The 24,678-nt window shown below is 55.2% G+C and carries 29 protein-coding genes; 25 read left to right on the top strand and 4 right to left on the bottom strand.

Annotated elements, in window-relative coordinates; translation table 11 throughout:
- Window positions 1-14 precede the first annotated feature (14 nt).
- The 5 genes from lpdA (at window position 15) to lipB (ending at window position 5,639) form a co-directional block, all read left to right on the top strand.
- Entirely contained in the window at window positions 15-1,442 is a 1,428-nt protein-coding gene (lpdA, locus tag M6D81_RS15485) for a dihydrolipoyl dehydrogenase (protein WP_262677814.1), read from the top strand.
- 97 nt (window positions 1,443-1,539) lie between these two features.
- Window positions 1,540-2,574 (top strand): thiamine pyrophosphate-dependent dehydrogenase E1 component subunit alpha, encoded by a 1,035-nt coding sequence (locus tag M6D81_RS15480; RefSeq protein ID WP_262677813.1) that lies wholly within the window; start codon window positions 1,540-1,542, stop codon window positions 2,572-2,574.
- Window positions 2,574-3,557, top strand: a complete 984-nt coding sequence (locus M6D81_RS15475; protein WP_262677812.1) for an alpha-ketoacid dehydrogenase subunit beta — start codon at window positions 2,574-2,576, stop codon at window positions 3,555-3,557. Before M6D81_RS15480 ends, M6D81_RS15475 begins: the two co-directional genes overlap by 1 nt.
- A gap of 33 nt (window positions 3,558-3,590) precedes the next feature.
- Complete coding sequence (locus M6D81_RS15470) at window positions 3,591-4,904, top strand: dihydrolipoamide acetyltransferase family protein (RefSeq protein ID WP_317259131.1); 1,314 nt, start codon at window positions 3,591-3,593, stop codon at window positions 4,902-4,904.
- Between the two features lie 24 nt (window positions 4,905-4,928).
- The gene (lipB, locus tag M6D81_RS15465) at window positions 4,929-5,639 is read left to right on the top strand and encodes a lipoyl(octanoyl) transferase LipB (RefSeq protein WP_410795741.1); all 711 of its coding nucleotides are present in this window, start codon (window positions 4,929-4,931) and stop codon (window positions 5,637-5,639) included.
- Here the strand turns inward: lipB and prli42 are convergent.
- Window positions 5,622-5,723 (bottom strand): stressosome-associated protein Prli42, encoded by a 102-nt coding sequence (prli42, locus tag M6D81_RS15460; protein WP_262677810.1) that lies wholly within the window; start codon window positions 5,721-5,723, stop codon window positions 5,622-5,624. The two genes, lipB and prli42, sit on opposite strands and share 18 nt — an antisense overlap.
- A gap of 84 nt (window positions 5,724-5,807) precedes the next feature.
- Between prli42 and M6D81_RS15455 the strand changes: the two genes are divergently transcribed.
- The gene (locus tag M6D81_RS15455) at window positions 5,808-6,941 is read left to right on the top strand and encodes a M20/M25/M40 family metallo-hydrolase (RefSeq protein ID WP_262677809.1); all 1,134 of its coding nucleotides are present in this window, start codon (window positions 5,808-5,810) and stop codon (window positions 6,939-6,941) included.
- 26 nt (window positions 6,942-6,967) lie between these two features.
- Here M6D81_RS15455 and mciZ read toward each other — a convergent pair whose 3' ends face one another.
- Window positions 6,968-7,150 carry a Z-ring formation inhibitor MciZ gene (mciZ, locus tag M6D81_RS15450; protein ID WP_262677808.1) on the bottom strand — a complete coding sequence of 61 codons (183 nt, stop codon included), beginning with the start codon at window positions 7,148-7,150 and terminating at the stop codon, window positions 6,968-6,970.
- 94 nt (window positions 7,151-7,244) lie between these two features.
- On the opposite strand from mciZ, the gene M6D81_RS15445 reads away from it, so the two are divergent.
- The 19 genes from M6D81_RS15445 to M6D81_RS15355 all read left to right on the top strand — a co-directional run bounded on the left by M6D81_RS15445 (window position 7,245) and on the right by M6D81_RS15355 (window position 23,335).
- Window positions 7,245-7,802 (top strand): NUDIX domain-containing protein, encoded by a 558-nt coding sequence (locus M6D81_RS15445; RefSeq protein ID WP_262677807.1) that lies wholly within the window; start codon window positions 7,245-7,247, stop codon window positions 7,800-7,802.
- Window positions 7,803-7,945: 143 nt separating this feature from the next.
- Window positions 7,946-8,575 (top strand): stage II sporulation protein M, encoded by a 630-nt coding sequence (gene spoIIM / locus M6D81_RS15440; protein WP_410795740.1) that lies wholly within the window; start codon window positions 7,946-7,948, stop codon window positions 8,573-8,575.
- Between the two features lie 86 nt (window positions 8,576-8,661).
- On the top strand, window positions 8,662-9,123 hold the full coding sequence (fur, locus tag M6D81_RS15435) for a ferric iron uptake transcriptional regulator (protein ID WP_262677805.1): 462 nt from the start codon (window positions 8,662-8,664) through the stop codon (window positions 9,121-9,123).
- A 138-nt stretch (window positions 9,124-9,261) separates the two neighbouring features.
- Entirely contained in the window at window positions 9,262-10,389 is a 1,128-nt protein-coding gene (ald, locus tag M6D81_RS15430; protein WP_262677804.1) for an alanine dehydrogenase, read from the top strand.
- A gap of 82 nt (window positions 10,390-10,471) precedes the next feature.
- Window positions 10,472-10,705, top strand: coding sequence for a YqzK family protein (locus M6D81_RS15425; RefSeq protein ID WP_262677803.1), 234 nt, complete (start codon window positions 10,472-10,474; stop codon window positions 10,703-10,705).
- 88 nt (window positions 10,706-10,793) lie between these two features.
- On the top strand, window positions 10,794-11,681 hold the full coding sequence (locus M6D81_RS15420) for a site-specific tyrosine recombinase (RefSeq protein ID WP_262677802.1): 888 nt from the start codon (window positions 10,794-10,796) through the stop codon (window positions 11,679-11,681).
- A gap of 27 nt (window positions 11,682-11,708) precedes the next feature.
- A complete protein-coding gene (gene deoB, locus M6D81_RS15415; protein ID WP_262677801.1) occupies window positions 11,709-12,890 on the top strand; it encodes a phosphopentomutase in 1,182 nt (393 codons plus the stop codon).
- 30 nt (window positions 12,891-12,920) lie between these two features.
- Window positions 12,921-13,748 (top strand): purine-nucleoside phosphorylase, encoded by an 828-nt coding sequence (locus tag M6D81_RS15410; RefSeq protein WP_262677800.1) that lies wholly within the window; start codon window positions 12,921-12,923, stop codon window positions 13,746-13,748.
- A gap of 111 nt (window positions 13,749-13,859) precedes the next feature.
- Window positions 13,860-14,030, top strand: a complete 171-nt coding sequence (locus tag M6D81_RS15405) for an aspartyl-phosphate phosphatase Spo0E family protein (RefSeq protein ID WP_262677799.1) — start codon at window positions 13,860-13,862, stop codon at window positions 14,028-14,030.
- 26 nt (window positions 14,031-14,056) lie between these two features.
- Window positions 14,057-15,391, top strand: coding sequence for a pyrimidine-nucleoside phosphorylase (locus M6D81_RS15400; RefSeq protein WP_262677798.1), 1,335 nt, complete (start codon window positions 14,057-14,059; stop codon window positions 15,389-15,391).
- A gap of 244 nt (window positions 15,392-15,635) precedes the next feature.
- Complete coding sequence (locus M6D81_RS15395; protein WP_262677797.1) at window positions 15,636-16,826, top strand: D-alanyl-D-alanine carboxypeptidase family protein; 1,191 nt, start codon at window positions 15,636-15,638, stop codon at window positions 16,824-16,826.
- 132 nt (window positions 16,827-16,958) lie between these two features.
- Entirely contained in the window at window positions 16,959-17,312 is a 354-nt protein-coding gene (spoIIAA, locus tag M6D81_RS15390) for an anti-sigma F factor antagonist (protein WP_262677796.1), read from the top strand.
- Window positions 17,309-17,755 (top strand): anti-sigma F factor, encoded by a 447-nt coding sequence (gene spoIIAB / locus M6D81_RS15385; protein ID WP_262677795.1) that lies wholly within the window; start codon window positions 17,309-17,311, stop codon window positions 17,753-17,755. The genes spoIIAA and spoIIAB overlap by 4 nt, the downstream gene beginning before the upstream one ends.
- Window positions 17,756-17,774: 19 nt before the next feature.
- A complete protein-coding gene (sigF, locus tag M6D81_RS15380) occupies window positions 17,775-18,530 on the top strand; it encodes an RNA polymerase sporulation sigma factor SigF (RefSeq protein WP_262677794.1) in 756 nt (251 codons plus the stop codon).
- Window positions 18,531-18,642: 112 nt separating this feature from the next.
- On the top strand, window positions 18,643-19,290 hold the full coding sequence (locus M6D81_RS15375) for a stage V sporulation protein AA (protein ID WP_262677793.1): 648 nt from the start codon (window positions 18,643-18,645) through the stop codon (window positions 19,288-19,290).
- Entirely contained in the window at window positions 19,283-19,714 is a 432-nt protein-coding gene (locus tag M6D81_RS15370; RefSeq protein WP_262677792.1) for a stage V sporulation protein AB, read from the top strand. Before M6D81_RS15375 ends, M6D81_RS15370 begins: the two co-directional genes overlap by 8 nt.
- Before the next feature lie 91 nt (window positions 19,715-19,805).
- Window positions 19,806-21,371, top strand: coding sequence for a spore germination protein (locus M6D81_RS15365; protein WP_410795743.1), 1,566 nt, complete (start codon window positions 19,806-19,808; stop codon window positions 21,369-21,371).
- A 145-nt stretch (window positions 21,372-21,516) separates the two neighbouring features.
- The gene (gene lysA / locus M6D81_RS15360) at window positions 21,517-22,848 is read left to right on the top strand and encodes a diaminopimelate decarboxylase (protein WP_262677790.1); all 1,332 of its coding nucleotides are present in this window, start codon (window positions 21,517-21,519) and stop codon (window positions 22,846-22,848) included.
- Between the two features lie 55 nt (window positions 22,849-22,903).
- Window positions 22,904-23,335, top strand: coding sequence for a peptidylprolyl isomerase (locus tag M6D81_RS15355; RefSeq protein WP_262677789.1), 432 nt, complete (start codon window positions 22,904-22,906; stop codon window positions 23,333-23,335).
- Between the two features lie 78 nt (window positions 23,336-23,413).
- On the opposite strand, the gene M6D81_RS15350 is transcribed toward M6D81_RS15355, so the two are convergent.
- Both M6D81_RS15350 and M6D81_RS15345 read right to left on the bottom strand, forming a co-directional pair.
- A complete protein-coding gene (locus tag M6D81_RS15350) occupies window positions 23,414-24,193 on the bottom strand; it encodes a peptidoglycan recognition protein family protein (protein ID WP_262677788.1) in 780 nt (259 codons plus the stop codon).
- Window positions 24,194-24,217: 24 nt separating this feature from the next.
- The gene (locus M6D81_RS15345) at window positions 24,218-24,652 is read right to left on the bottom strand and encodes a phage holin family protein (protein WP_262677787.1); all 435 of its coding nucleotides are present in this window, start codon (window positions 24,650-24,652) and stop codon (window positions 24,218-24,220) included.
- Between the last annotated feature and the right edge of the window lie 26 nt (window positions 24,653-24,678).

Genomic DNA, 24,678 nt, shown 5'->3' with positions numbered 1-24,678 from the left:
CGGAGGCGACAGCGATGGCAATTCATGTAGATATAGCAGTGTTGGGCGGAGGACCCGGCGGATATACGGCGGCGATACGCGCGGCGCAAGCGGGCAAGACGGTAGCGATCGTGGAGAAGGAAAAGCTGGGCGGGACTTGTCTTCACAAAGGTTGCATTCCCAGCAAGTCGCTGCTGCGCAGCGCGGAGGTATACAGAACGCTGCTCCAGGCGGAGGATTACGGCGTCTCGGTTCAGGAGGGCGCATTCAGCCTGGCGTTCGACAAGGTGCAGTCCCGCAAGGAGCAAGCGGTCGGCAGTCTGCATCGCGGATTGCAGGGCTTGATGAAGCGGCATGGCATTCAGTTGATCCATGGCGCGGGACGAGTCATCGGTCCTTCCATCTTCTCGCCGAAGAGCGGCTCGCTCGCCGTGGAGCTGGCTGACGGCGAGATGGAATCCGTCGTGTGCGACAATCTGATCATCGCAACAGGCTCCACTCCCCGCTCGCTCCCAGGGCTGGAGGCGGACGGACGTTACATACTGAACAGCGATCATGCGTTGGCTATGGAGCAGCTGCCGAAGTCTATCCTTATTGTCGGCGGAGGCGTGATCGGTGTGGAGTGGGCCTCCATGCTGCAGGACTTCGGCGTAGCCGTGACACTCGCGGAAGCGGGAGCAAGACTGCTTCCCGGCGAGGACGCCGAGATTTCGACCGAGATTGCCAGGGCGCTGCGTCGCCGAGGCGTTCGCGTCCTGACGAGCGTTCAACTGAAGGCGGAGACTTATGCGGTCGGCGAGGAGGGCATATCGATTGCTGCGAGCACACCGGATGGCGATGTCGTCCTGGCAGGGGACAAGCTGCTGTTGTCCGTCGGGCGGCAGCCGAACGGTGAAGGAATCGGATTGGAGAATACGGACGTTCGCACCGACAAAGGAGCCATCGTCGTCAATGCGTTCGGCCAGACGAACGAGCCGCATATTTATGCCATTGGCGACGTCACGGGAGGCGTACAGCTGGCACATGCAGCCGCTCATGCGGGCATCGTGGCTGTGGATCACTTGTGCGGAGAGGAGCCTGTACTTGTTCCCGATCATCTTATCCCGCGCTGCATATACAGCAGTCCCGAGATCGCATCCTACGGGTTGACAGAGGAAGCGGCCAGGAGAGCGGGACACGATGTCCGCATCGGCAAGGTTCCTTTCCAGGCGATCGGGAAAGCGATCGTGCTGGGAGAGTCAGAGGGCTTCGTGAAGGTCATTGCCGACCGGACAAGCGGCGATATTCTGGGCGCCCACATTATCGGAGCGCATGCGACCGACCTGATCTCGGAGGCGGCGCTCTCCAGCTGGCTGAATGCGACGCCGTGGGAGGTCGGCTCCATGATTCATCCGCATCCCACCTTGTCGGAGGCGATCGGCGAGGCGATGCTTGCGGTGGACGGAAAGTCCATCAGCTATTAAAGGAACATTTTCTTTTTGCGGCGTAGCGGTTATAATATAGGATGACGTGGTATTAGTACCAGGTTACAATTCCAGACAATATAAGGAGGAATGCCACATGTCTCTATTGTCTTCCGAGCGGCAGCATGTTCGTCATCCGGAGCTTGGGCTTACTGATGATCAGGTTGTCGAAATGTATACATGGATGGTAACGGCGCGTATGTTCGATGAGCGATTGCTGCTTCTTCAGCGCGCAGGCAAAATAAACTTTCACGTATCCGGTATCGGTCAGGAGGTCGCGCAGGTAGCTGCGGCATTCGCGCTTGATCGCGATCAGGATTACTATCTGCCCTATTACCGCGACTATGGCTTCGTCCTGTCCGTCGGGATGACGCTAAAGGAGCTGTTCCTGTCGGCTTTCGCCAAGGAGGAGGACCCCAACAGCGGCGGACGCCAAATGCCGGGACACTTCGGCTGCAAGCGGCTTCGCATTGTAACGGGCTCAAGCCCGGTTACAACGCAGGTGCCGCATGCGGTAGGCATCGCGCTGGCCGCCAGGATGAAAGGGAAGCAGCATGTGTCGTTCGTGACGTTCGGGGAAGGCTCCAGCAATCAGGGCGATTTCCATGAAGGCTGCAACTTCGCGGGTGTACATAAGCTGCCGGTTATATTGATGTGCGAGAACAATCAATATGCGATCTCCGTACCGGTGCATAAGCAAATTGCCGGCAAGGTGGCGGATCGTGCGCTTGGTTATGGCTTCCATGGCGAGCAGGTGGACGGCAACGATGCTCTGGAGGTGTTCCGCGTCGTTAAGGAGGCGCGCGAGCGCGCCATAGCAGGAGAAGGACCCACCTTGATCGAGGCGATGATGTATCGCCTGTCGCCGCATTCCACTTCGGACAACGATCTGGTATACCGGACGAAGGAAGAGGTGGACGAGAACCGGGCGAAAGACGGCATTCCTCTCTTCCAACGCTATCTGGTCGATTGCGGCCTATGGGACGATGAGAAGGAAGCGCAGCTGAGAGCCGGCATTCGAAAGCAGCTTGATGAAGCGACGGTATACGGGGAGAAAGCTCTGTTCCCGGCACCGGAATCGGTCTTGCTGCATGTATACGGTGACGATGTCAATGCAGGGAGGCAATCATAATGGCGAAGATGGATTATATTGATGCGATCCGCCTGGCGATGAAGGAAGAGATGGAGCGGGACGAGGATGTGTTCGTACTGGGAGAAGACGTCGGCGTGAAAGGCGGCGTCTTCACCACGACGAAGGGCTTGTTCGAGCAGTTCGGCGAGATGCGTGCGATGGATACGCCGCTTGCGGAGTCGGCGATCGCAGGTGTGGCGATCGGTGCGGCGATGTATGGGATGAAGCCGATCGCGGAGATGCAATATTCCGACTTCATGTTCCCCGCTACGAATCAGATCATTAGCGAGGCCGCCAAGATCCGTTATCGCTCCAATAACGATTGGACCTGTCCGGTCGTAATCAGAGCGCCAATCGGGGGCGGCGTATTCGGCGGATTGTACCATTCGCAATGTCCGGAATCCGTCTTCTTCGGCACGCCCGGCTTGAAGATTGTAGCGCCTTACCGTCCATACGATGCGAAGGGGCTGCTGAAGGCGGCGATTCGCGATGCAGATCCCGTCATTTACTTTGAGAATAAGAAAAGCTATAAGCTGGTGAACGGTGAAGTGCCTGAGGATGATTACATTGTGCCGATCGGCGAAGCGAATCTGCTGCGCGAAGGAGACGATATTACCGTAATCGGCTACAGCCTGCCGCTACGCTTCGTCGAAGGAGCCGCCGAAGAACTGGCCCGAGAGGGCATCAGCACTCATATACTTGATCTGCGCACACTGCAGCCGCTGGATAAGGAAGCGATCCTGGAGGCGGTAAGGAAGACCGGCAAGGTGCTGATCGTGCATGAAGACAACAAGACAGGGGGCGTAGGCGCGGAAGTGGCGGCAATTATTGCCGAGGAACTGCTGTACGAGCTGGATGCGCCCATTATGCGTCTGTGCGGACCTGACGTTCCGGCCATGCCGATTAATCCGCCGGGCGAGAAGTTCTTCTTGCTGAATCAGGACAAGGTGAAGGAAGCAATGCGACAATTGGCGATGTATTAATGCAAGGATGGATTCGCTTGAACCGGATGGGAGCTGAATGGTATGAGTAAAATAATCGAAATTCTGTTGCCGCAGCTGGCTGAATCGCAGGTGTCGGCCACAATCGACAAATGGCTGAAGCAGCCCGGAGATAGAGTGGAGATGTACGAGCCGGTGTGTGAAGTATTGACGGATAAGGTGAATGCGGAGCTGCCGTCGACCGTATCGGGGACGCTGCAGAAAATACTGGTCGGGAACGGAGAGACCGTGGACGTCGGAACGGCGATCGCCTTGATCGAGACGGACGCATCCGCCGATGCAATTGCAGAGGAGGAGGCAAGCGGGGCGCAGCAATCGGCTAATGCCGGCCATGCCGCTCCTGCAGCGGTCGTGGAAGAGGAGAGCGGTTCGATGAGAAACCGGTATTCGCCCGCAGTTCAGAAGCTGGCGGCGGAGAATGGCGTTCGATTGACAGACGTCACCGGTACGGGACTCGGCGGACGGATCACGCGCAAGGATATTCTGGCCTACGTCGCTTCCGGCGCGCACAAGTCGGCTTTCCCTGCGCAAGAGCGCGAGCGGGGCGTGCAGGTACGGTCATCCGGCATTCATCTGTCGGAGACGCCTCGCATTCCGAAGATCGAGCTGGAGAGAGGCGGCACGCCTGGCCGGGGAGAGACATTCATCGACGTTACGCCGATCCGCAACAATATTGCTCGCAATATGCGTCAGAGCGTCAGTGAAATCCCGCATGCATGGACGATGATTGAAGTGGACGTCACCAATATCGTCATGCTTCGCAACAAGCTGAAGGACGAATTCATGAAGCGGGAAGGCATCAATCTGACCTATCTGGCCTTCCTGATCAAGGCTGTCGTCAATGCGATCAAGGATTATCCCATTATGAATTCCACTTGGGCGGTCGATAAGATCATCGTCAAGCGGGACATTAACATATCGCTGGCGGTCGGTACCGAAGATTCCGTGCTTACGCCGGTCATCAAGAATGCCGATCTTAAAAATGTAGCGGGCATTGCGAAGGAAATCGACGAGCTGGCGCGCAAGACGCGTGAAGGCAAGCTGACGCTGTCCGATATGCAAGGCGGAACGTTCACAGTGAACAATACGGGATCGTTCGGCTCCATCTTGTCATACCCCATTATCAATTATCCGCAGGCCGCGATTCTGACATTCGAGTCTATCGTGAAGCGGCCGGTCGTCATCGATGACATGATTGCGGTCCGGTCTATGGCGAACCTGTGCCTGTCGCTGGATCACCGCATTCTGGATGGCGTTATCTGCGGACGCTTCCTGCAGCGGGTGAAGGACAATCTGGAGAGCTACGATATGAACAGCAAGCTCTATTAATACAACCGGAGAAGGGTGACATCCATGATGGAGAAGACTTGTCATGGCGGGCAAGCGAGAGTGCTGGAGGCAAGCTATATCGGAATGATGGATTATGCCGAAGGCTGGGAGCTTCAGAAGCGGTATGTGAAGCAAATCGATCAGGGGGAGCGCGCGGAGACGCTGCTCCTTCTTCAGCATTCGCCAACTTATACGATGGGAACCGACCGCCATCCCGAGCACTTGCTGCTAAGCGAAGAGCAACTGAAAGAGAAGGGGATCTCGTTGTTCCAGATTGATCGCGGAGGCGACATTACTTATCACGGCCCCGGCCAACTGGTAGGCTATCCGCTGCTCTATCTGGATGCGGCCGGACTGGATCTGCATGCGTACTTGCGGAGTCTGGAGCAGACCATTATTGACTGGCTGGCGGAATACGGTATAAAAGCGGGGAGAAAGCCGGAATATACAGGAGTATGGGTCGGAGACGAGAAGATTGCAGCGATCGGGGTGAAGTTCAACAGAGCCCGGCAAAGAAGGGGATTCATTACGAGCCACGGGTTCGCGCTGAACATTGCCGAAGGCATCGCTTCCGAAGGGTTCACCGGCATCGTTCCTTGCGGCATACAGCAATATGGCGTCACGTCCTTTAACGCCTTGACAGGCTTGTCGCTGACGGTAGAGGAAGCTGCCGAAGGGCTGCTTCCCCACTTCGCCGGACAGTTCCGCTGCAAGCTGCTAGAAGACGAAGAATGAGCTTACACCTGCCAGCAGAGTTGTAATAAGCAGCGCGGCGGCGACAATTATGGCGATGAGCCGAATCAGCTTCTGTTGACGCACGGGGCAGATCTCCTTCCATAAGAGCGATTAAGCTCGACGATATATGTCCTATTGTAAACGAATATACGAACGGAGGAAACTGTCATGATCGAAAGAGACCGGTTGGTCGAGGAATTCATGGAGCTTGTAAGGGTGGACAGCGAGACGGGGAACGAAGGGGAAATCAGCGGAGTGCTGAAGGACAAGTTCTCCTCCCTGGGCTTGTCGCTGGAAGAAGACGATGCGGCGGAGAAGGCCGGACACGGTGCGAACAACCTGTTCGCCAGCCTGGAAGCGACGTCTGAAGCCTCGGATGCGCCCCCTATTTATTTCACATGCCATATGGATACCGTGACGCCAGGCGTCGGCATTAAGCCCCAGCTGGACGAAGACGGGTACATCCGGAGCGACGGCACTACGATATTGGGTGCGGACGACAAGGCGGGCATCGCTGCGCTTCTGGAAGCGATCAAGGTGCTGAAGGAGCAAGACATCAAGCACGGTCCCGTCCAGTTCGTCATTACGGTAGGGGAAGAATCGGGATTGCTGGGAGCAAGATCGCTTGATGCATCGCTTATGAACGCCAAATTCGGCTATGCGCTGGATTCCAACGGCAATATCGGCGATATTGCCGTCGCTGCTCCGACACAAGCGAAGGTTACGATCGAGATGTATGGCAAATCGGCTCACGCAGGCGTTAATCCGGAAGACGGCATTAGCGCGATCCAGGTAGCGGCGAAGGCGATCTCCAAAATGCCGCTAGGCAGAATTGACGAGGAGACGACGGCCAACATTGGCAAATTCCAGGGTGGAGGAGCCACGAATATCGTATGCGATTATGTGAAGCTGGACGCCGAAGCGCGAAGTATCGATGACGAGAAGCTGAAGCGGCAGGTGGAAGCGATGCGTGAAGCGGTGGAAAGCGCCGCCAGCGAGTGCGGAGCGAAGGCCAAGTTCCATAGCGACGTGATTTACCCCGCATTCAAGTACGAGGAGAGCGATGATGTTGTGGGGCTTGCACAGGAAGCGATACGGGCGATGGGACTTACACCAAGCACGTTTCACTCCGGAGGCGGCAGCGACGCCAACATTTTCAACGGATTCGGCATCCCGACCGTCAATCTTGCCGTTGGCTATGAGCATATTCATACAACGAAGGAACAGATCAAGGTGGACGATCTGGTGAAAGCGAGTCGGCTGGTCGTAGAAATCGTGAAGCTGGCGGCTGAGCGCTCTTAAGACATAAGACATTGGCTGTCCGGGCGTCAATTGTTCCCGATGCGCTTATCTGCCGGACGGCCTATCGCAGCGACGACCGGCGTTCTCAGACAAGTGAACCGGAGCAGCGTATCGTTGCCGGCACTGTCCATATAGGCGGCCAGCTGCCGGCGAACTTCCCAGCCTTTGCCGATGAGACGAATGTGCTTGTCGGTTACATATTGTTTCATTTCTAATCCCCCTTGTACCGTTTTGTTCATAGGTATGCGCAAGGGGGACAAGTTATGTGCTGGTGCTTCGAATAACGACAAGGGAGAGAGTGGAATGGACAAGAAGCGGGAAATCTGGCAAGAGAAGACCATAGGGTCGGAACAAATCTTTCAGGGTCATATCATCTCGTTGCAGGTGGATACTGTGGCGCTTCCGGATGGGAAGAGCGCGAAGCGCGAACTGGTGAAGCACCCCGGCGCCGCTGCCGTTATGGCGCTGCTGGACGGCAAGCTGCTGGTGGTGGAGCAGTTCCGCAAGCCGCTGGAGCGGAATCAGATCGAGATTCCGGCCGGCAAGCTGGATGCCGATGAAGATCCCATGGAAGCGGCGGCAAGAGAGCTCGAAGAAGAGACGGGATACCGTGCGAAATCGCTGAAGCTGCTGAGCGCATTCTACACATCGCCGGGTTTTGCCGATGAGAAGCTGTATCTTTATGTGGCCACGGAGCTTGAAGCGGGAGAGGCTAATCCGGATGAGGATGAGGATCTGCTGGTGGAAGCCATTACGCTGGAGCAAGCCGAGTCGTACATGGCGGAAGGCCGGATTAGCGATGCCAAGACGATTCTGTCGGTGTATGCCTGGAAGCTGTATGCGTCAACCGGCTCCTTCTGACCGCATCTTCGGTTAGTGAAGGGAATGACATACACGCACTGCTCCTCTCATAAGCTATATAGACGAGCTCTCCATGCGCTAACGTGTGACATCGATTAGAGGAAGAGCTCTGTACAGGCTAAGGCAGACGGAGAGGAGCAGGAATGGCCGTGAAATATCATTATAACTTGTACGTGTTTGTCACTGTCCTCTTTCTGGCAGGGGCCATATTCGGCGTGCTGGTCGTACATTTGTTGACGCTGGAGCAGCAGCAGGATCTGGCCGGGGAGATCAGCCGTTACATACAGCTATTGGACGGCGGTAATGGTCTTGACCTTGAGCAATCCGATTATTTCTGGAGCAGACTGCTTTTTCACCTGAAATGGCTTGTATTGGTTTACATGCTGGGCATTACAGTCATTGGCATACCGGGCGTGCTGGCATTGAACTTTCTGAAAGGCGTTGTGGTCGGGTTTACGATCGGCACCTTCGTCCTGCAGTATGCATGGCAAGGGCTGTTCTTCTCGCTTGTAGCCGTCATGCCCCACAATATCATCCTTATTCCGGCTATGATCGTCGTCAGCGCAGCAGCAATCAGCTTCGCCATGTTTCTCGTGAAGAACCGGCTGCTTCGCCAGGAGGGTGCGTTGCTGCCGCAGTTGGGAAGCTATTCCTCGACAGCGGTATTAATGCTGCTGCTGTTCGCTGGTGCTGCGCTATTCGAGGCCTATATGGCGCCTTCGCTCATCCAGTGGGCATCCGGTTTCCTGACGTCTTCAGACGGCATAATTTGACAGCAATCGTTTGACTTTTTCCCGCTGCAGCTCATATAATTATAAGATAGTGTGCTTATTGGGTTATGGACCGTAGGGGGGAAGTCATGGAGTCCCGTATTGAGAGTATTAAAGGACAGCTGCAGTCCAAAGGCTACAAGCTGACTCCGCAGCGAGAGGCAACGGTTCGCGTATTGCTGGAGAACGAAGAGGACCACCTGAGCGCCGAGGATGTGTTCATGCTGGTGAAGGAGAAGGCGCCGGAGATTGGCCTTGCCACCGTCTATCGGACGCTGGAGCTGTTGAGCGAGATGAGCGTTGTCGAGAAGATGAACTTCGGCGACGGAGTCGCAAGGTACGATCTGCGTACGGACAGCAGCAAGCATCACCATCATCATTTGATTTGCGTGCAATGCGGTTCTATGGAAGAGATCAAGGACGACTGGCTGCTGCCTTTGGAGGAGCGTCTGGAGAAGGAATTTCATTTTTTTGTCTCGGATCACAGACTGGACTTTCAAGGCATATGCCGCCATTGCCGGAAGAATAACGACGAATCGGATTCCCATTAGGAACGGTTATGCTTTCCCCTGAATTTTGGAGGAAGCGTAATCGTTTTTGCTTTTTCATCGCTCCTTCGGCCTCCATTACATAATATAGCTATTAGCTGGAGATGGTATCGCTTAGAAGCATTCGAAGGAGGCGATGAAATGATTGTTGGCGTTCCGAAGGAAATCAAGCAAAGCGAATACCGCGTGGCGCTTACGCCTGCCGGAGTAACGATGCTGCGAGCGGCAGGGCATGAAGTGCTCGTGGAGCGAGGTGCGGGAGAGGGCAGCGGATTTCTGGATGAAGATTATGTGCGGGAAGGCGCGGTCATCATAGAAGAAGCGGCGGAGGTGTGGGCGCGGGCCCAGATGGTGATGAAGGTGAAGGAGCCTCTCCAGGAGGAGTTCCGCCACTTCCGCAACGGTCTGCTTCTGTTCACCTATCTTCATCTGGCTGCAGCTCCCGAGCTGACGACAGCACTTATCGATTCCGGCGTTACCGGCATCGCGTATGAGACGATTCAGCACGATAACGGCAGCTTGCCGCTGCTTACGCCGATGAGCGAGGTAGCCGGGCGGATGGCTGTTCAAGTCGGCGCTCAATTCCTGGAAGCCTTCAACGGAGGCAGAGGCGTATTGCTTGGCGGCGTGCCTGGCGTGCCGCCGGCCGAGGTCGTCGTCATCGGTGGCGGCATCGTCGGCACGAATGCGGCGCGTATCGCGCTTGGCATGGGAGCGAATGTCGTCATCCTGGAGAAGAGTCCGGACCGCATGCGCTACCTGGACGATGTATTCGATGGGCGCATACGCACGTTAATGTCCAGCCCCTATCATATCGCCGAAGCGGTCAGCGCAGCGGATCTCGTCATCGGAGCCGTATTGATACCGGGCTCGAGAGCTCCGCATCTGGTCACTGAAGAGATGGTCATGCGGATGAAGAAGGGAGCCGTTATCGTTGACGTTGCCGTCGACCAAGGCGGATCGATCGCCACCGTCGATCGTCCGACGACACACAAGGACCCTATCTATGTGAAACACGGCGTTATCCATTATGCCGTTGCGAATATACCCGGAGCCGTTCCACGCACATCCACTTTCGCTCTGACGAATGTGACGATGCCTTACGCGCTTCAGCTGGCGAATGAGGGGGCAGCCGCCGTCCGGAAGTATGCGCCTCTTCAGCGAGGCGTCAATACGATTGGCGGTCAGGTAACGAATGAAGGCGTGGCGCTTGCGACAGGGCATGCGTATACGCCGCCTGAGCAGTGGCTAGGTACAATTCCGCACTAGACAGACGCAGGACTCAGGACTAATTGCATCCGTCCCGACATATGGTGGTAGGGACAACCTTTATGGGGATGGTGATGGATGCATGATCGTATCGATTCGCAAGTGGATCGGTAGAATGTTGTTTCTGCTCCTGTTTTCCGTACTGCTCATCATTGTTGCCGGAGGCTACAGATGGCTTGTCGAAGCCGTGTCGCCCGTTCATCCTTACAAGAAGCCGCAGGGACACGCGATGAAGGTGTTCGACGTTGACCCTGAATTTCCCGAAGGAGGCAATGCAGCCGACCGATTGAGATGGTTTTATTGGTATGGCGAATAAGCAGGCAGGAATTGCGGTGTCGAGTGTTGAATCTTTCTTGGGAGAAATGTCAACTGCCGTTGAATGGATAAACGAGAGGGATATTAACATGAAGGCTGAATTAAAGCAGTACATTGCATTTCAGGCGGATCGGGGGCGTCTGTCCGAAAGCTCCATCTTGTCTTATGAGCGGGATTTGCATGCGCTGTCGCTGTATCTGGAGGCACAGGGAGTCGAGTGCTGGGATGCGGTGCAGCGGCATCACCTGTCGAGGTTCATTCATAGCCTGAAGGAACAGGGACGGAAGGCCGCAACCATCTCGCGCCATATCGTCTCCATTCGCGCTTTTTTCCAATACATGCTGACGGGCGGCCATCTTAGCGGGGATCCCTCCATCTATCTGGAAGCTCCGCGATGGGAGAAGAAGCCGCCTGCCGTACTGACGGAAGCGGAAACGAATGCGCTGCTGGAAGCGCCGGACCCCAGAAGTCCCGCAGGCAAGCGGGACAAGGCAATGCTGGAGCTGTTGTACGCTACCGGCATTCGCGTATCGGAGCTCGTATCGCTGAATCTGGAGCATATGCATATGACGCTCGGTTATATTCAATGCACCTCCGGCATGAAGGAGCGAATCGTTCCGTTCGGCCGTCACGCTGCGGCCGCGGTAGAAGTTTATCTGAATGAAGGAAGAGACGGCTTGCTGAAAGGACGTTCCTGCGATTCCGCTCTGTTCCTTAACCATCTGGGCACTCGGATGACAAGACAGGGCTTCTGGAAGATGCTGAAGAAGTATGCGAGGGAAGCCGACATCGGCGAGGAGATCACTCCCCATACGATGCGCCATTCCGTAGCCGCTCATCTGCTGGACCATGGCGCGGATGCAAGAGCCGTCCAGGAGCTGATGGGGCATGCCGACATTGCGACGACACTGAAGTATTTGCAAGGCAATAAAGCCCGTCTGAAGGAAGTATATACGGGGGCGCACCCGCGTGCCTAGCGATATAAGAGGAAAGGGATTGTCATCATGAAATTCGATCGAATAGCCGTTATTGTGCTGGACAGTGTAGGAATTGGCGAATTGCCGGATGCGCATGCCTTCGGCGATGCCGGCTCGCACACGCTGGGCCATATTGCCCAGAAAGTGCCGCAGCTGAAGCTGCCTCATATGAGAAGCTGGGGATTGGACCGGATTGCGGATATTTCCGACTGGAAGCCTTCGGCCGGCAAGCCAGAAGCTTACTATGGAAAGATGGCGGAGAGCTCGGTGGGAAAGGATACGATGACGGGACATTGGGAGCTGATGGGGCTGAACATAACGGTTCCGTTCCAGACATTCCCGGATGGATTTCCGGAGGAGCTGATTACGCGCTTCGAGGAGCTGACGGGCCGACGAGTTATCGGCAACAAGCCCGCCAGCGGCACGGCCATATTGGACGAGCTTGGCGCCGAGCAGATGGAGAGCGGGGCATGGATCGTCTATACGTCGGCGGACAGCGTATTCCAGATTGCCGCGCACGAGGATATCATTCCGCTTGAGGAGCTGTATAAAGCTTGCGAGACGGCCAGGGAGCTGACGAGAGACCCCAGGTTCACTGTAGGCAGAGTAATCGCAAGGCCTTATATTGGCGAGGTGGGCGCTTTCAAGCGCACGCCGAACAGGCATGACTACGCTCTGAAGCCGCCGCAGCCGACGGTGCTGAACGGGCTGAATGATAACGGCTTCGATGTTATTGCGGTCGGCAAGATTAATGATATTTTCGATGGAGAGGGCATAACCGCCACAACGCCTACGAAGAGCAACTCGGACGGAATAGCCCGCACGCTGCAGCAGCTTAAGGAACCGTTCCGCGGGCTGCTGTTCACGAATCTCGTCGACTTCGACTCCTTGTACGGCCACAGACGGGACGCCGAAGGCTATGCGCGGGCGCTGGAGGAATTCGACGCTTCCCTGCCGGAGCTGGCGAGCTGCATCGGACATCGGGATCTGCTGGTCGTGACGGCTGACCACGGGAACGATCCTACGCACCCCGGCACGGATCATACCCGCGAATACGTTCCCATTATGCTCTACAGCCCGGCGTTCGGAGACCCCGGCAGCTTGCCGACCCGAGATACGTTCGCGGATCTCGGCGCTACCATTGCGGATAACTTCGGCATTGCTCCGCCACCGAACGGCAAGAGCTTTCTGCCGCAATTAACAGTATAATAAAGCGATGACTTGAAGGAGGATACTGACATGATGCAAGCAGTTACTGCGCAAGGCGTTAATGAAGCGGCACAGTACATAATGGAGCGGATCTCCGTACAACCGCAAATCGGTCTTATAATGGGCTCAGGATTAGGCGTACTGGGCGATCACTTGGAGGATGCTGTCGTTATCCCGTACGAACAGATACCGCATTTCCCGATCTCCACTGTCGAAGGTCATGCGGGCGAGCTGATGATCGGCATGTTATCCGGCAAGCCGGTCGTGCTCATGCGCGGCAGATTCCATATGTATGAAGGCTACGGGCCGGAGCTGACGGCATTTCCCGTTCGGGTAATGAAGGCGCTTGGCGTCTCCTGCTTGCTCGTAACGAATGCGGCTGGCGGCATCAACCTTAATTTTGCATCAGGCAACCTGATGCTTATCTCCGACCATATTAATCTTACCGGCAAGAGTCCGTTGATCGGACCTAACGAAGAAGCGTTCGGTCCAAGATTCCCGGATATGTCGGAAGCATACAGCAAGCGCCTCCGCCAGCTGGCGATGGAGGTGGCGAAAGAAGGGGATATATCGCTCCAGGAAGGTGTATATGTCGGATTGCTGGGGCCTTCCTACGAGACGCCTGCGGAAATTCGGATGCTGCGTACGCTGGGGGCGGATGCTGTCGGAATGTCCACAGTGGCTGAGGTTATCGCAGCCAGACATGCTGGACTGGAAGTCGTAGGCATTTCGTGCATCAGCAATATGGCCTCAGGCATTTTGGACCAGCCGTTGTCGCATTTGGAGGTTATGGAGACGACGGAGCGGGTGAAGTCCCAGTTTTTAGGACTCGTAACGTCATTAATCGGCAGAATCTAACGGCATTGTAACACAATTGTAACAATTGGCTCGACTCATTGTGACAGTGTTTTGCGACCTGCTCGTCGTATAATGTCCATGATCTAAGAAAGATGGTGGAGAGGACGAATCATGGACAATCAATTGCTGCTGCAGCTTGAGGAGCTGCGCAATGAGATGGTGGAGACGGCATTGATCGAGAAGGATTTGCTGCATCGCGATGTGCTTATTCTGAGCCAGTCGCTGGACAAGCTCATCGTTCAGATACAGTGGGAGAGACGCCCTGAGCGGCGGGCCAACTAGAGAATGTAGCGACAGGAGGAGACCGCATGCGATTCGTGGAGCTGATCGGCAAGAAGCGGGATGGCGGAGAGCTGTCATCGGAGGAAATGCAACATCTGGTGAGAGGATACGTCAGCGGCGATGTGCCGGATTATCAGATGGCGGCATGGGCGATGGCCGTATTCTTCCGCGGCATGACCGCTGAGGAGACCGCCTCGTTGACGCTGGCTATGGCACAGTCGGGCGACCAGGTGAACCTGAACGGCATCCAAGGCGTTAAAGTGGACAAGCACAGCACAGGGGGAGTAGGGGATAAGACGACGCTCATTATCGCGCCCCTTGTCGCTGCTGCCGGCGTGCCCGTCGCCAAAATGTCGGGCAGAGGTCTGGGACATACCGGCGGTACGATCGATAAGCTGGAATCCATTACAGGCTTTCAGATCGAGATGACGCGGGAGCGATTCTTGAGCCAGGTGAACGAGATTGGAATGGCTGTCATCGGCCAAAGCGGCAATCTGGCGCCCGCGGACAAGAAGCTGTATGCGCTTCGTGATGTGACGGGCACGGTGGAATCCATGCCGCTTATCGCCAGTTCCATTATGAGCAAGAAGATTGCCGCCGGTGCCGATGCGATCGTGCTTGATGTGAAGATGGGCAGCGGAGCGTTCATGAAGACGCTGGATGCGGCGGAAGAGCTTGCCGTCGCGATGGTAGAGATCGGAAGCCGAGTCGGCCGCAGTACGTCGGCGATTATCAGCGACATGGATCAGCCGCTAGGCTTCGCGATCGGCAATGCGCTTGAAGTGGCCGAAGCGATTCAGACGCTGCAGGGCAACGGTCCCGATGATTTGACGGAGCTGTGCTTAATGCTGAGTTCGCATATGGTTGTGCTTGGCGGGAAGGCGGACGGCTTGAAGGAAGCGCGCAAGCTGCTTGAGGACAAGCTGAGGAGCGGCGAGGCGCTTGGCAAGTTCCGCGAGCTCGTGTCGGCGCAAGGCGGAGACGTCTGCATCGTGGAGAATCCGGAGCTGCTGCCTCGGGCGGAACGATTAATCGAAGTGAAGGCGACCGAAGTGGGCTATGTGCAGGCTATCGAGGCGGAGCAGCTCGGACTGGCTGCCATGAGGCTAGGAGCGGGCCGGGCAACGAAGGACGATGCAATCGATTATGCCGTCGGCATTACGCTTCGCAAGAAGGTCGGCGATTCCGTGGAAGCCGGAGAGACGTTGGCCGTGCTGCATGCTCAGGCCGGAAGCGAAGCGCTGGAGGAACGGGTTGCCCAGGTTCGAGACGCCTATACGCTTCAGCAGGAGAAGCCGCAGCAGAGGCCGCTGCTGCTGTCCATCGTCACAGCGGCAGGAATTGACCGTTTAGCGGAATAGAGGACTGTTTGCAGAGGCTCTCTTCATCGTATACGCAATTTTTTGAAGTGTTCGCATGACTGAGGAACATCACATAGCACACACGAAAGGACCCCTTTTCCACTTCCAAGTGGAAAATGAGGTCCTTTTTCTCGATGACATCTGCACTTAGGCGGAACTTGTAAATTGAAAATAGAATATTTTCCATGCAGGATGTTAACACTAAAAAAGGAAAATATAACCGCTAGTTCAGGAGGGACATTCTTTGAAAAAACGATTACTCTCGCTAATGGCGCTTGCGCTCGCTTGCACGTTGGCGCTGCCTGCAGCGGCCTGGGCAGAGGAGACGGCTACCGTTAGCGAAGGAAATGCGGCAGCCGTTCCCGATCTGGCTCCGTCCGCACGTTCGGCTATATTGATGGATGCGGACAGCGGAACGGTTATTTTCGAGCGGAATAGCCACGACAAGCTGCCGCCGGCAAGCATTACGAAGATTATGACGATGCTGCTCATCATGGAAGCGCTGGAGGATGGCAAAATCAAGCTGACGGATATGGTGCGTACGAGCGAGTATGCGGCTTCCATGGGGGGATCGCAAATATTCCTGGAGCAAGGCGAAGAAATGAGCGTTGAGGATATGCTGAAGGGAATAGCGCTGGCATCCGGCAATGACGCTTCGGTCGCAATGGCCGAGAAGCTGGCGGGAACGGAGCAAAATTTCGTAACGATGATGAATGCGCGGGCAGCGGAGCTCGGCATGAAGGATACCCGCTTCGCCAATGCGAACGGCTTGCCTGTCGAGAACCACTTCTCCTCGGCGCACGACATCGCAATCATGTCCAGAGAGCTGTTGAAGTTCGCCGATGTAACCAAATACACAGGGCAATATCAGGATTACTTGCGCAAAACATCCGACAAGCCGTTCTGGCTGGTTAATACCAATAAGCTTGTAAGATTCTACACCGGGGCGGATGGCTTGAAAACGGGCTATACGAGCGAAGCGAAGTATTGCTTGTCTGCAACGGCAAAACGCGACGGCTTGCGCGTCATAGCGGTAGTGATGGGGGAGCCTACAACGAAGCAGCGCAATAACGAGGTGTCGGCCATGCTCGATTACACCTTCTCCCAGTATATGAACTATCCCATAGTCAAGCAAGGCGACGAGCTTGGCTCGCTTCGCATCGAGAAAGGGATGGATGCCGAACTGAAGCTGATTGCCGATCGTCCTTACAGCGTATTGCTGAGGAAGGGCGGCAGTGCGGAAGATATCCGGCATGAGCTGGTCATGGACGGCGCGCTGAAGGCTCCTGTGAAGGAAGGCCAGTCGATCGGCAAGCTAATCGTCTATCAAGGCGACGAAATGTTGAAGGAATATGAGCTGACAGCGCCGGCATCCGTCAAGAAGGCGACATGGTGGAGACTGCTCAAGCGCTCCGCGGCCGGATTGTTTCAATAAAGGCTTGTTCGATTTTGTCAGGTCGTAGCGGTATACTTCTAGTTTTGTCGGCGAGAAGGAATGTGGCACGGCAATAGAGAATTGCTAAATCTATCCGCGAGGAGAATCCAATACCTTGAGGGAGAGTGCGACATGAATCTGCGAACCGAACTGGAGCATTACCGCAATATGCTGATCGTGCGTTTGCATGGCGAGCTGGACCATCATACGGCGAATATCGTCCGATTCAAGATGGAAGAAGCGCTTGTCCGCCATAACGCACATCATGTCATCCTGAGCCTGAAGCATCTGCAATTTATGGACAGCTCCGGGCTTGGTGTCATCCTTGGCAGGTACAAGCAAGTGAAAGGCAAGGGCGGGCGAATGGTCGTCTGCGATGTGAACCCCAATGTGCGGCGGTTGTTCGAGCTGTCGGGACTGTTCAAGATTATTGAAGAGCATGACAGCGAACGCAGCGCGATTACCAGTCTGGAGGTGGTGTCATGAAAGGGACTAACGAGATGAAGCTTTTGTTTAGCGCCCGATCGGAGAATGAAGCCTTCGCCAGGGTCGCGGTTGCGGCATTCGTCTCACAGCTTGATCCGACGATGGAAGAGCTGAACGATCTGAAGACAGCGGTATCCGAAGCTGTGACAAACGCCATTATCCATGGCTATGACAATGACGGCGAGCGTCAAGTGTGCATCGAGGGCGTGATCGACCGCGACAGAGTGACGATTATCGTCTCGGACGAAGGCGGCGGAATCGAGGATCTGGAGCTGGCCAGGCAGCCGCTCTATACGTCGAGACCCGAACTGGAGCGCTCCGGCATGGGCTTTACGATTATGGAGAATTTCATGGACCAATTCGAGGTAAGCAGCTCAGTCGGCGGGGGAACAAGGGTAGCGATGATGAAACGTATCGAGTCAAAAAAAGCGCTCTACAATTAGGGCATAGGGGTTGAGCCTCATGGATGTCGATTTGAAGCAAACAGCCCAGCCGTACTTGGATGATGCGGAAGTGAAGCGGCTAATCGCACTGAGCCAATCCGGCGATACGGTGGCGAGGGATACGCTGGTAGGATGCAATATCCGTCTTGTATGGTCCGTCGTTCAGCGCTTCATGAACAGGGGCTACGAGCCGGAGGATCTGTTCCAGATCGGCTGTATCGGATTGTTGAAGTCGGTAGACAAGTTCGATCTGTCCTATGACGTGAAATTCTCTACTTATGCGGTGCCGATGATCATTGGAGAGATTCAGCGATTCCTTCGCGATGACGGCACACTCAAGGTGAGCCGATCGCTGAAGGAGACGGCGAACAAGGTTCGCAAGATGAAAGATGAGCTGTCCAAGACGCTCGGAAGGCTGCCGACGGTCAGCGAGGTAGCGGAGCGTCTCGGCATAACGCCGGAGGATGTCGTATTCGCGCAGGAAGCCAACAAGCCGCCAACGTCGATTCACGAGACCGTATTCGAGAATGACGGCGATCCCATCACGCTAATGGATCAGATCGCGGACGATTCCGGCGAACGTTGGTTCGACAAGCTGGCGCTGGTGGAAGCGATCGAAGGCTTGAACGAGCGCGAGCGGCTCATCGTATTTTTGCGGTATTACCGGGACAAGACGCAGTCCGAGGTGGCCAGCAGACTCGGCATCTCGCAAGTGCAAGTATCCAGGCTGGAGAAGAAAATATTGCAGTCCATTCGGGACCAAATCGCGCAATAAGCGATTTGGTCTTTCCTTTTTTTACATCGGCATGCATGACTATCCTGAGCATCCTTATCTCATACTAATCAGGAATCACGAGCCATACTATTGGCAGAAGGGATGATGGCGGATGGGCGCTGCCAGCCAAGTCCTCTATCTTCGGCTCAAAAAAAGAATAGACATCAAGCCGCAGCATACCGTCACGCTTGGCCAGGTGGCCAGGCTGCTCCTGGAGGACAAGGAGCTACATTCCGCTCTTGCGGAGCTGCCGCTGTACGAGCATAAGAAGTCGGACGGCAATCGTGTCGTCATCGATGTGCTTCAAATTGTGAAAGCCGTGCGCCAAGCAGTACCTGGCATAACCGTGGAAACGTTCGGCGATCCTCAAGTGCTGCTCATGGTGGCGGAGAAACCGATGAAACCCCGTTACGTCTTGCTGTGCATCAGCTGGCTGCTCTTGTTCTTCGGGGCTGGGCTTGCGATCATGAATTTCCATACCGATGTCAGCATGAAGGAGGTTCATATTCGGATTGCCGAGCTTGTCACGGGCGAACGCGACGAGCATCCGTTATGGCTGCAGATTCCTTACTCGCTGGGGCTCGGTCTCGGCATGGCGCTGTTCTTCAATCATATATTCCGCAAGCGGTTCAACGAGGAGCCCAATCCTCTGGAAGTCGAACTGTATATGTATCAGGAAAACCTGAACCAGTACGTTATAGCAGATGAAATAAGGAAGCGTGCCGAATCCGAGAAGACGCGCGGAGGCGGATATGAGTGAGTGGATGTCGCGCTTGTTCATCGCTGTGCTGGGTATAGCGGGCGGGCTTGCAGTAGGAAGCGGTCTGGTCGCGCTCCTGATCGTCTTCGATCTGGTGCCGCGTCTGGCGCAGCTGACGAGAGCGTTCCGCATGTCCGCCTGGTTCGAGAGCGCCATCGTAAGCGGTGCGCTATACTGGACTTTCGCCGACTTCCTGGACTGGAAGCTTCGTCTGCCTTCGTCCTTGTTCCTGAGCGGCATCGGACTGCTGGACGGCATGTTCATCGGCATGCTGGCTGCTGCGCTGACGGAGGTGATGAACGTATTGCCGATACTGGCGAAGCGTCTGAGGCTGTCGCATTATATGATAGCGTTCGTCATGGCGATGGTGCTGGGCAAGACGATCGGGTCTCTGTTCGACTGGCTGATCTTTCAATGGAATTAACTTAGCGACGAGGTGATAGGACATGTCTGAGTGGAATCGGGAAGATGAACAACGGGAGTCGCTTGAACGGGAATTGCCGCTGCCGGAAGAAATGGTCCCCGGCATGGAGCCTCAGGAAGACGGAGGCGGGGTGGAACTGGGCGGCTGGAAGAAGTCATCTGAAGGGGAATCAGGCAAGGGAGGACAAGGCGAGAAGAAGGTGCCGATTCCGGCCGAGATTGATCAAGTGTTGAAGAAGCTGGAGAAGGAGATGGGCCTGGGGGTCAGCTTCGACCTTGTCATCCGGGAGATGACGTTCGGCAATCGGCGGACGGCGTTGTTCTGCATGAACGGGCTTGTGAAGGACGAGCTGCTGACGGAGATCATCAAGCGGCTCACTTACTTGCAGGCCGAAGATATTGACAGCGATGCGCTGCAAGCGTTCCTGGATCTCTATGTGCCGGCTGCGCAGGTGAATAAGCACGACGACTGGGACAAGCTGATGACGCTCGTCATGTCAGGCGCTACGGCATTGTTCATTGATGGCGAGTCCAATGCGCTTATGGTGGATGTCAAGAATTACCCGGCAAGAGGGCTGGAGGAGCCTTCGACAGAGAGAGTGGTGCGCGGTGCGCGCGACGGGTTCAACGAGACGATGCTCGTCAATGTGTCGCTCGTTCGTCGGAGGCTGCGCGATCCGAAGCTACGCTACGAGCTTATGCAAGTGGGCGAGCGGACGAAGACCGACGTATGCGTTGCCTATATCGACGATATCGTTGACCAAGAGCTGGTGAAGTCGATCAAGGAGAAAATCGGGATGGTAAAGCTGGATGGTCTGCCATTGGCCGACAAGCAGCTGGAAGAAGCGACGATCAAACGGGGCTGGAGCCCGTTCCCGCTCGTTCGCTACTCGGAACGTCCCGATACGGTAGCTGCACATCTGCTGGAAGGTTCAGTCGCTCTCTTCGTGGACACGTCGCCCAGCGTCATGACGCTGCCGACCACATACACCGACCTGATGCAGCATGCCGAGGAGAACCGCCAGACGCCGACGATCGGAACCTACTTGAGATGGGTGCGGTTCATCGGTATTCTGATGTCGCTGTTCATGCTGCCGTTATGGCTGCTGTTCGTCGTGCATCCGGAATACAAGCCGCCGATTATGGACTTCATCGGTCCTAATGAGACTGGGAAAATTCCGTTATTCGTTCAGTTCCTGCTGGCCGAGATCGGAATAGACCTGCTGCGCATGGCGTCGGTCCATACGCCTACCTCGCTGGCGGCCGCCATGTCACTTGTGGCGGCGATTCTCATTGGCGATATTGCTGTCAAGACAGGGGTATTCGTGAACGAAGTCATCTTGTACATGGCGATTGCGGCGATCGGCATGTTCGCGACGCCCAGCTACGAGCTGGGACTGGCCAACCGGCTGATCAGGCTGGCGCTGCTGATGGCAGTAGCCGCCTTCAGCGTACCGGGTCTCGTCGTAGCGACGACGGTTATCTTCATCTTGCTGGTGAAGGAGCGTTCACTGAACCGGCCGTATATGTGGCCGATTATCCCGTTCGACGCCAGGGGGATCTGGAACATCATTGTGCGCCAGCCTGTGCTCTATAACCGGAAGCGGCCCAATATTCTGCGTCCTCAGCAGCGGGACAAGATGCCGAAGACGAATTGAGGGTGCGTCTTGCATCGCTAAAAATACAAATGAAATGCGAAATTATCCATTTCGGATCGTTGTCGATTGCGCTATACTGTTCCTATAGATGCAAATAATTAAACCGTTCTATCCATAGAAGGATAGGGAAAGTCGAGGGGAAGCAATGTATCTGCATGGAACTAGCAATATTAACGACAAAGGTCATCTTGAGATTGGCGGATGCGACGTAACTGATCTGGCTGCCAAATTCGGCACGCCGTTATATATCGTGGACGAAGCGCTTGTCCGCCAGCGTGCGAGAGAGTACGTTGAGGCGTTCAAGGCGTCCGGCTTGCAATTCCAGGTCGCTTACGCGAGCAAAGCGTTCAGCGTCATGGCGATGTGCGCGATTGCGGAACAGGAAGGGCTGTCGCTGGACGTCGTATCGGACGGCGAGCTGCACACGGCGCTGCAGGCGGGATTCCCTGTGGAGCGCATTCACTTCCACGGCAACAACAAGACGCCTGACGAGATCAATATGGCGCTCGACGCAGGCATCGGCTGTTTCGTCGTGGACAACTTCCTGGAGCTGGAGCTGCTGAACGCGCTGGCCGGCGACAAGGGCAAGAAGGTCAACATTCTGCTTCGAATTACGCCGGGTGTGGAGGCCCATACGCATGATTACATTTCCACGGGACAGCAGGATTCCAAGTTCGGCTTCGACCTGGGCAACGGCGCTGCAAGAGATGCGATCGGCAAGGCTTTGGCGCTGCCGAATCTGGCTGTGCTGGGAGTTCATTCCCATATCGGATCGCAAATCTTCGAGGTGGAAGGCTTCCGCATGGCTGTCGACAAGGTCGCTCAGTTCGCGGTATCCATCCGCGAAGAATTGGATCTGACGTTCAAGGTGGTCAATCTAGGCGGCGGCTTCGGCATCCGTTATGTGGAAGGGGAGACGCCGCTTCCGATTCACCAATATGTTGAGGCGATTACAGGCGCAATCAAGTCCAACTTCAGTGAGGCGAACTATCCGCTGCCGGAGATCTGGGTGGAGCCGGGCCGCAGCATGGTAGGCGACGCCGGTACGACACTGTACTCGATCGGGACAAGCAAGAACATTCCTGGCGTGCGCAAATATATTGCCGTTGACGGCGGCATGACGGACAACCCTCGTCCGGCGCTGTACCAGTCCCAATATGAAGCGATACTCGCCAATCGCGCGAACGCTCCGCTGGAGGAGACGGTATCCGTAGCTGGCAAGTGCTGCGAGAGCGGCGACATGCTCATCTGGGATCTGGAGCTGCCGGTATCGGAGAGCGGCGATCTGCTGGCCGTATTCTGCACAGGCGCATACAATTATGCGATGGCAAGCAACTACAACCGGATTCGCCGTCCGGCGGTCGTCTTCGTGAAGGATGGAGAAGCGGATCTCGCCGTCAAGCGCGAATCGTTGGAGAATATTGTGTGCAACGACGTCATTCCGGCGAGACTTCAAAAATCCCCCCTTGCGAAATAGGGACAGAATTGGTAACGTAGTCTTATTCGGACTATAGAAAGAGGGTAATATTAGCATGGCAAAACAAGCAAAAATTTCGTTGGCAACAGGTGAAGAAATCATTCTGGAGCTGTTCGATCAGGATGCTCCGAACACTGTAGCCAACTTCGAGAAGCTGGCGAGTGAAGGCTTCTACAATGGTCTTACATTCCATCGCGTCATTCCGGGATTCGTCGCGCAGGGCGGTTGTCCGGTGGGCAATGGCACAGGAGGCCCGGGCTACACCATCAATTGCGAGATCAACCCGAACAAGCATGAGCGCGGCACGCTCGCGATGGCTCATGCAGGACGCAATACGGGTGGCAGCCAGTTCTACATCTGCTACCAGCCGCAGCCGCATCTGGACGGCATGCACACCGTATTCGGCAAAGTGACGAAAGGCATGGAGTTTGTCGACGCGCTTAAAGGCGGCTCCAAGATGGACAAGGTGGAAGTAACGGAAGCGTAATTAGGAATTGATTCGCCCTCATCTTCGGATGAGGGCGATTTTTGTATGGTTGTCCGAACTGTGTTGCCTTCCCGAAGCTTATACCAGTCCCAGTCGCCATAATATCGTAACTAGTCGATAAAAGTCATGCGAGCCACCGGTTGGCGAATCGATCAGTTTCACCCTCAAGGCTGCTTCAACTGCTTCCTTTGCCCAATCGGGCACTTCCATCTTATGCAGCTCATTCAGCTTTTTCACACTTTGGTGGAGAGACTCCATCATTTTAGTTTGATCTTCGATCATTCTTCTCAGTATGGCTAGCTCCGGCTCCCATTGTTCGTTCGGTTGCGGCTGGTGAGACGGATCATCTTGCTTCAGTGCAGTTAGCTCGGCTTGTACACTACGCATGAATGCATGCCAACCATCCCAATTCCCGTTCCCGTACATCAGGCGAGGACAGATCTTGCCGGACCAATCAAAGTGTCTGCGCAGACGGTTTACATGCCATCCTCGCTCGTAAAGCATTTGTGAAACAAGTTTGACCGCGTTCACTAGCGTTCTCGCATAATCGCCGCTTTCGCACAATTCGATTGCAATGCTCGTGCGATTGCCGCTCGAAGCTCCTGTACCGTCTCCTGCATGCCAGGCGACTTCATCAAGGGGGATGCATTCTATCGCTTCTTTATCGTCGATAACGATATGATAAGACGCTGTTCGGTCGTTCGCGGGATTGGACAGCCAATTGCGTTCATTCCTCGCCGTGCTTCTGGGGTTACCGGTATTGTGTATCGTAATCGTCACTGGTGACATGGAAAGGGCGGGGCGGCGGTGGAAGGGGGATAAGTTGGGAATATGATCGCAGGTATAAGTAAAGTTCATATAAGCTCTCCTGTCTAGCATGTATTATTTACCGCTTTGTTTATTTAAGATATTCCCTTTATGCTCAGGCCTTTCTTTCAAGATGCTAAGCAGTCTGCGTAACGGAGTAGGGAAGGGGAGGCCAAGACGGGCATAGTTCTCGGAGATCGAGATGAGCTCATTCACTAACCAGAAGTAAATGCAGCCTGCCATTACCCAATCAAGTCCGAGCATTAAGTCAATTCTATGCGCAAAAATAACTGTCAGGATCATAAGAAACTTTTTGAATCCACCCCAGAAATTCACCTTACTGCTCAATCCCTGTTTTTCCTTCAATGAAGCAGCTACACCAGTAAACCAATCGATAATAATTGCACAGAAGAAGATTTCTAGTAAGCCAGTCCACCCACCGAACAAATGTCCGATGGAACCGGCAATAATGCTATAAAATCCAAATTCTTTAGCGGTTAGAAATGTCATGTCAGTTCACTCCTTTACAAATAAAT

It is taken from the genome of Paenibacillus sp. J5C2022, from assembly GCF_025567625.1.
GTDB lineage: Bacteria > Bacillota > Bacilli > Paenibacillales > Paenibacillaceae > Pristimantibacillus.
Note: the sequence above shows the minus strand (reverse complement) of the source record. Positions and strands in the feature narration are given on the sequence as shown.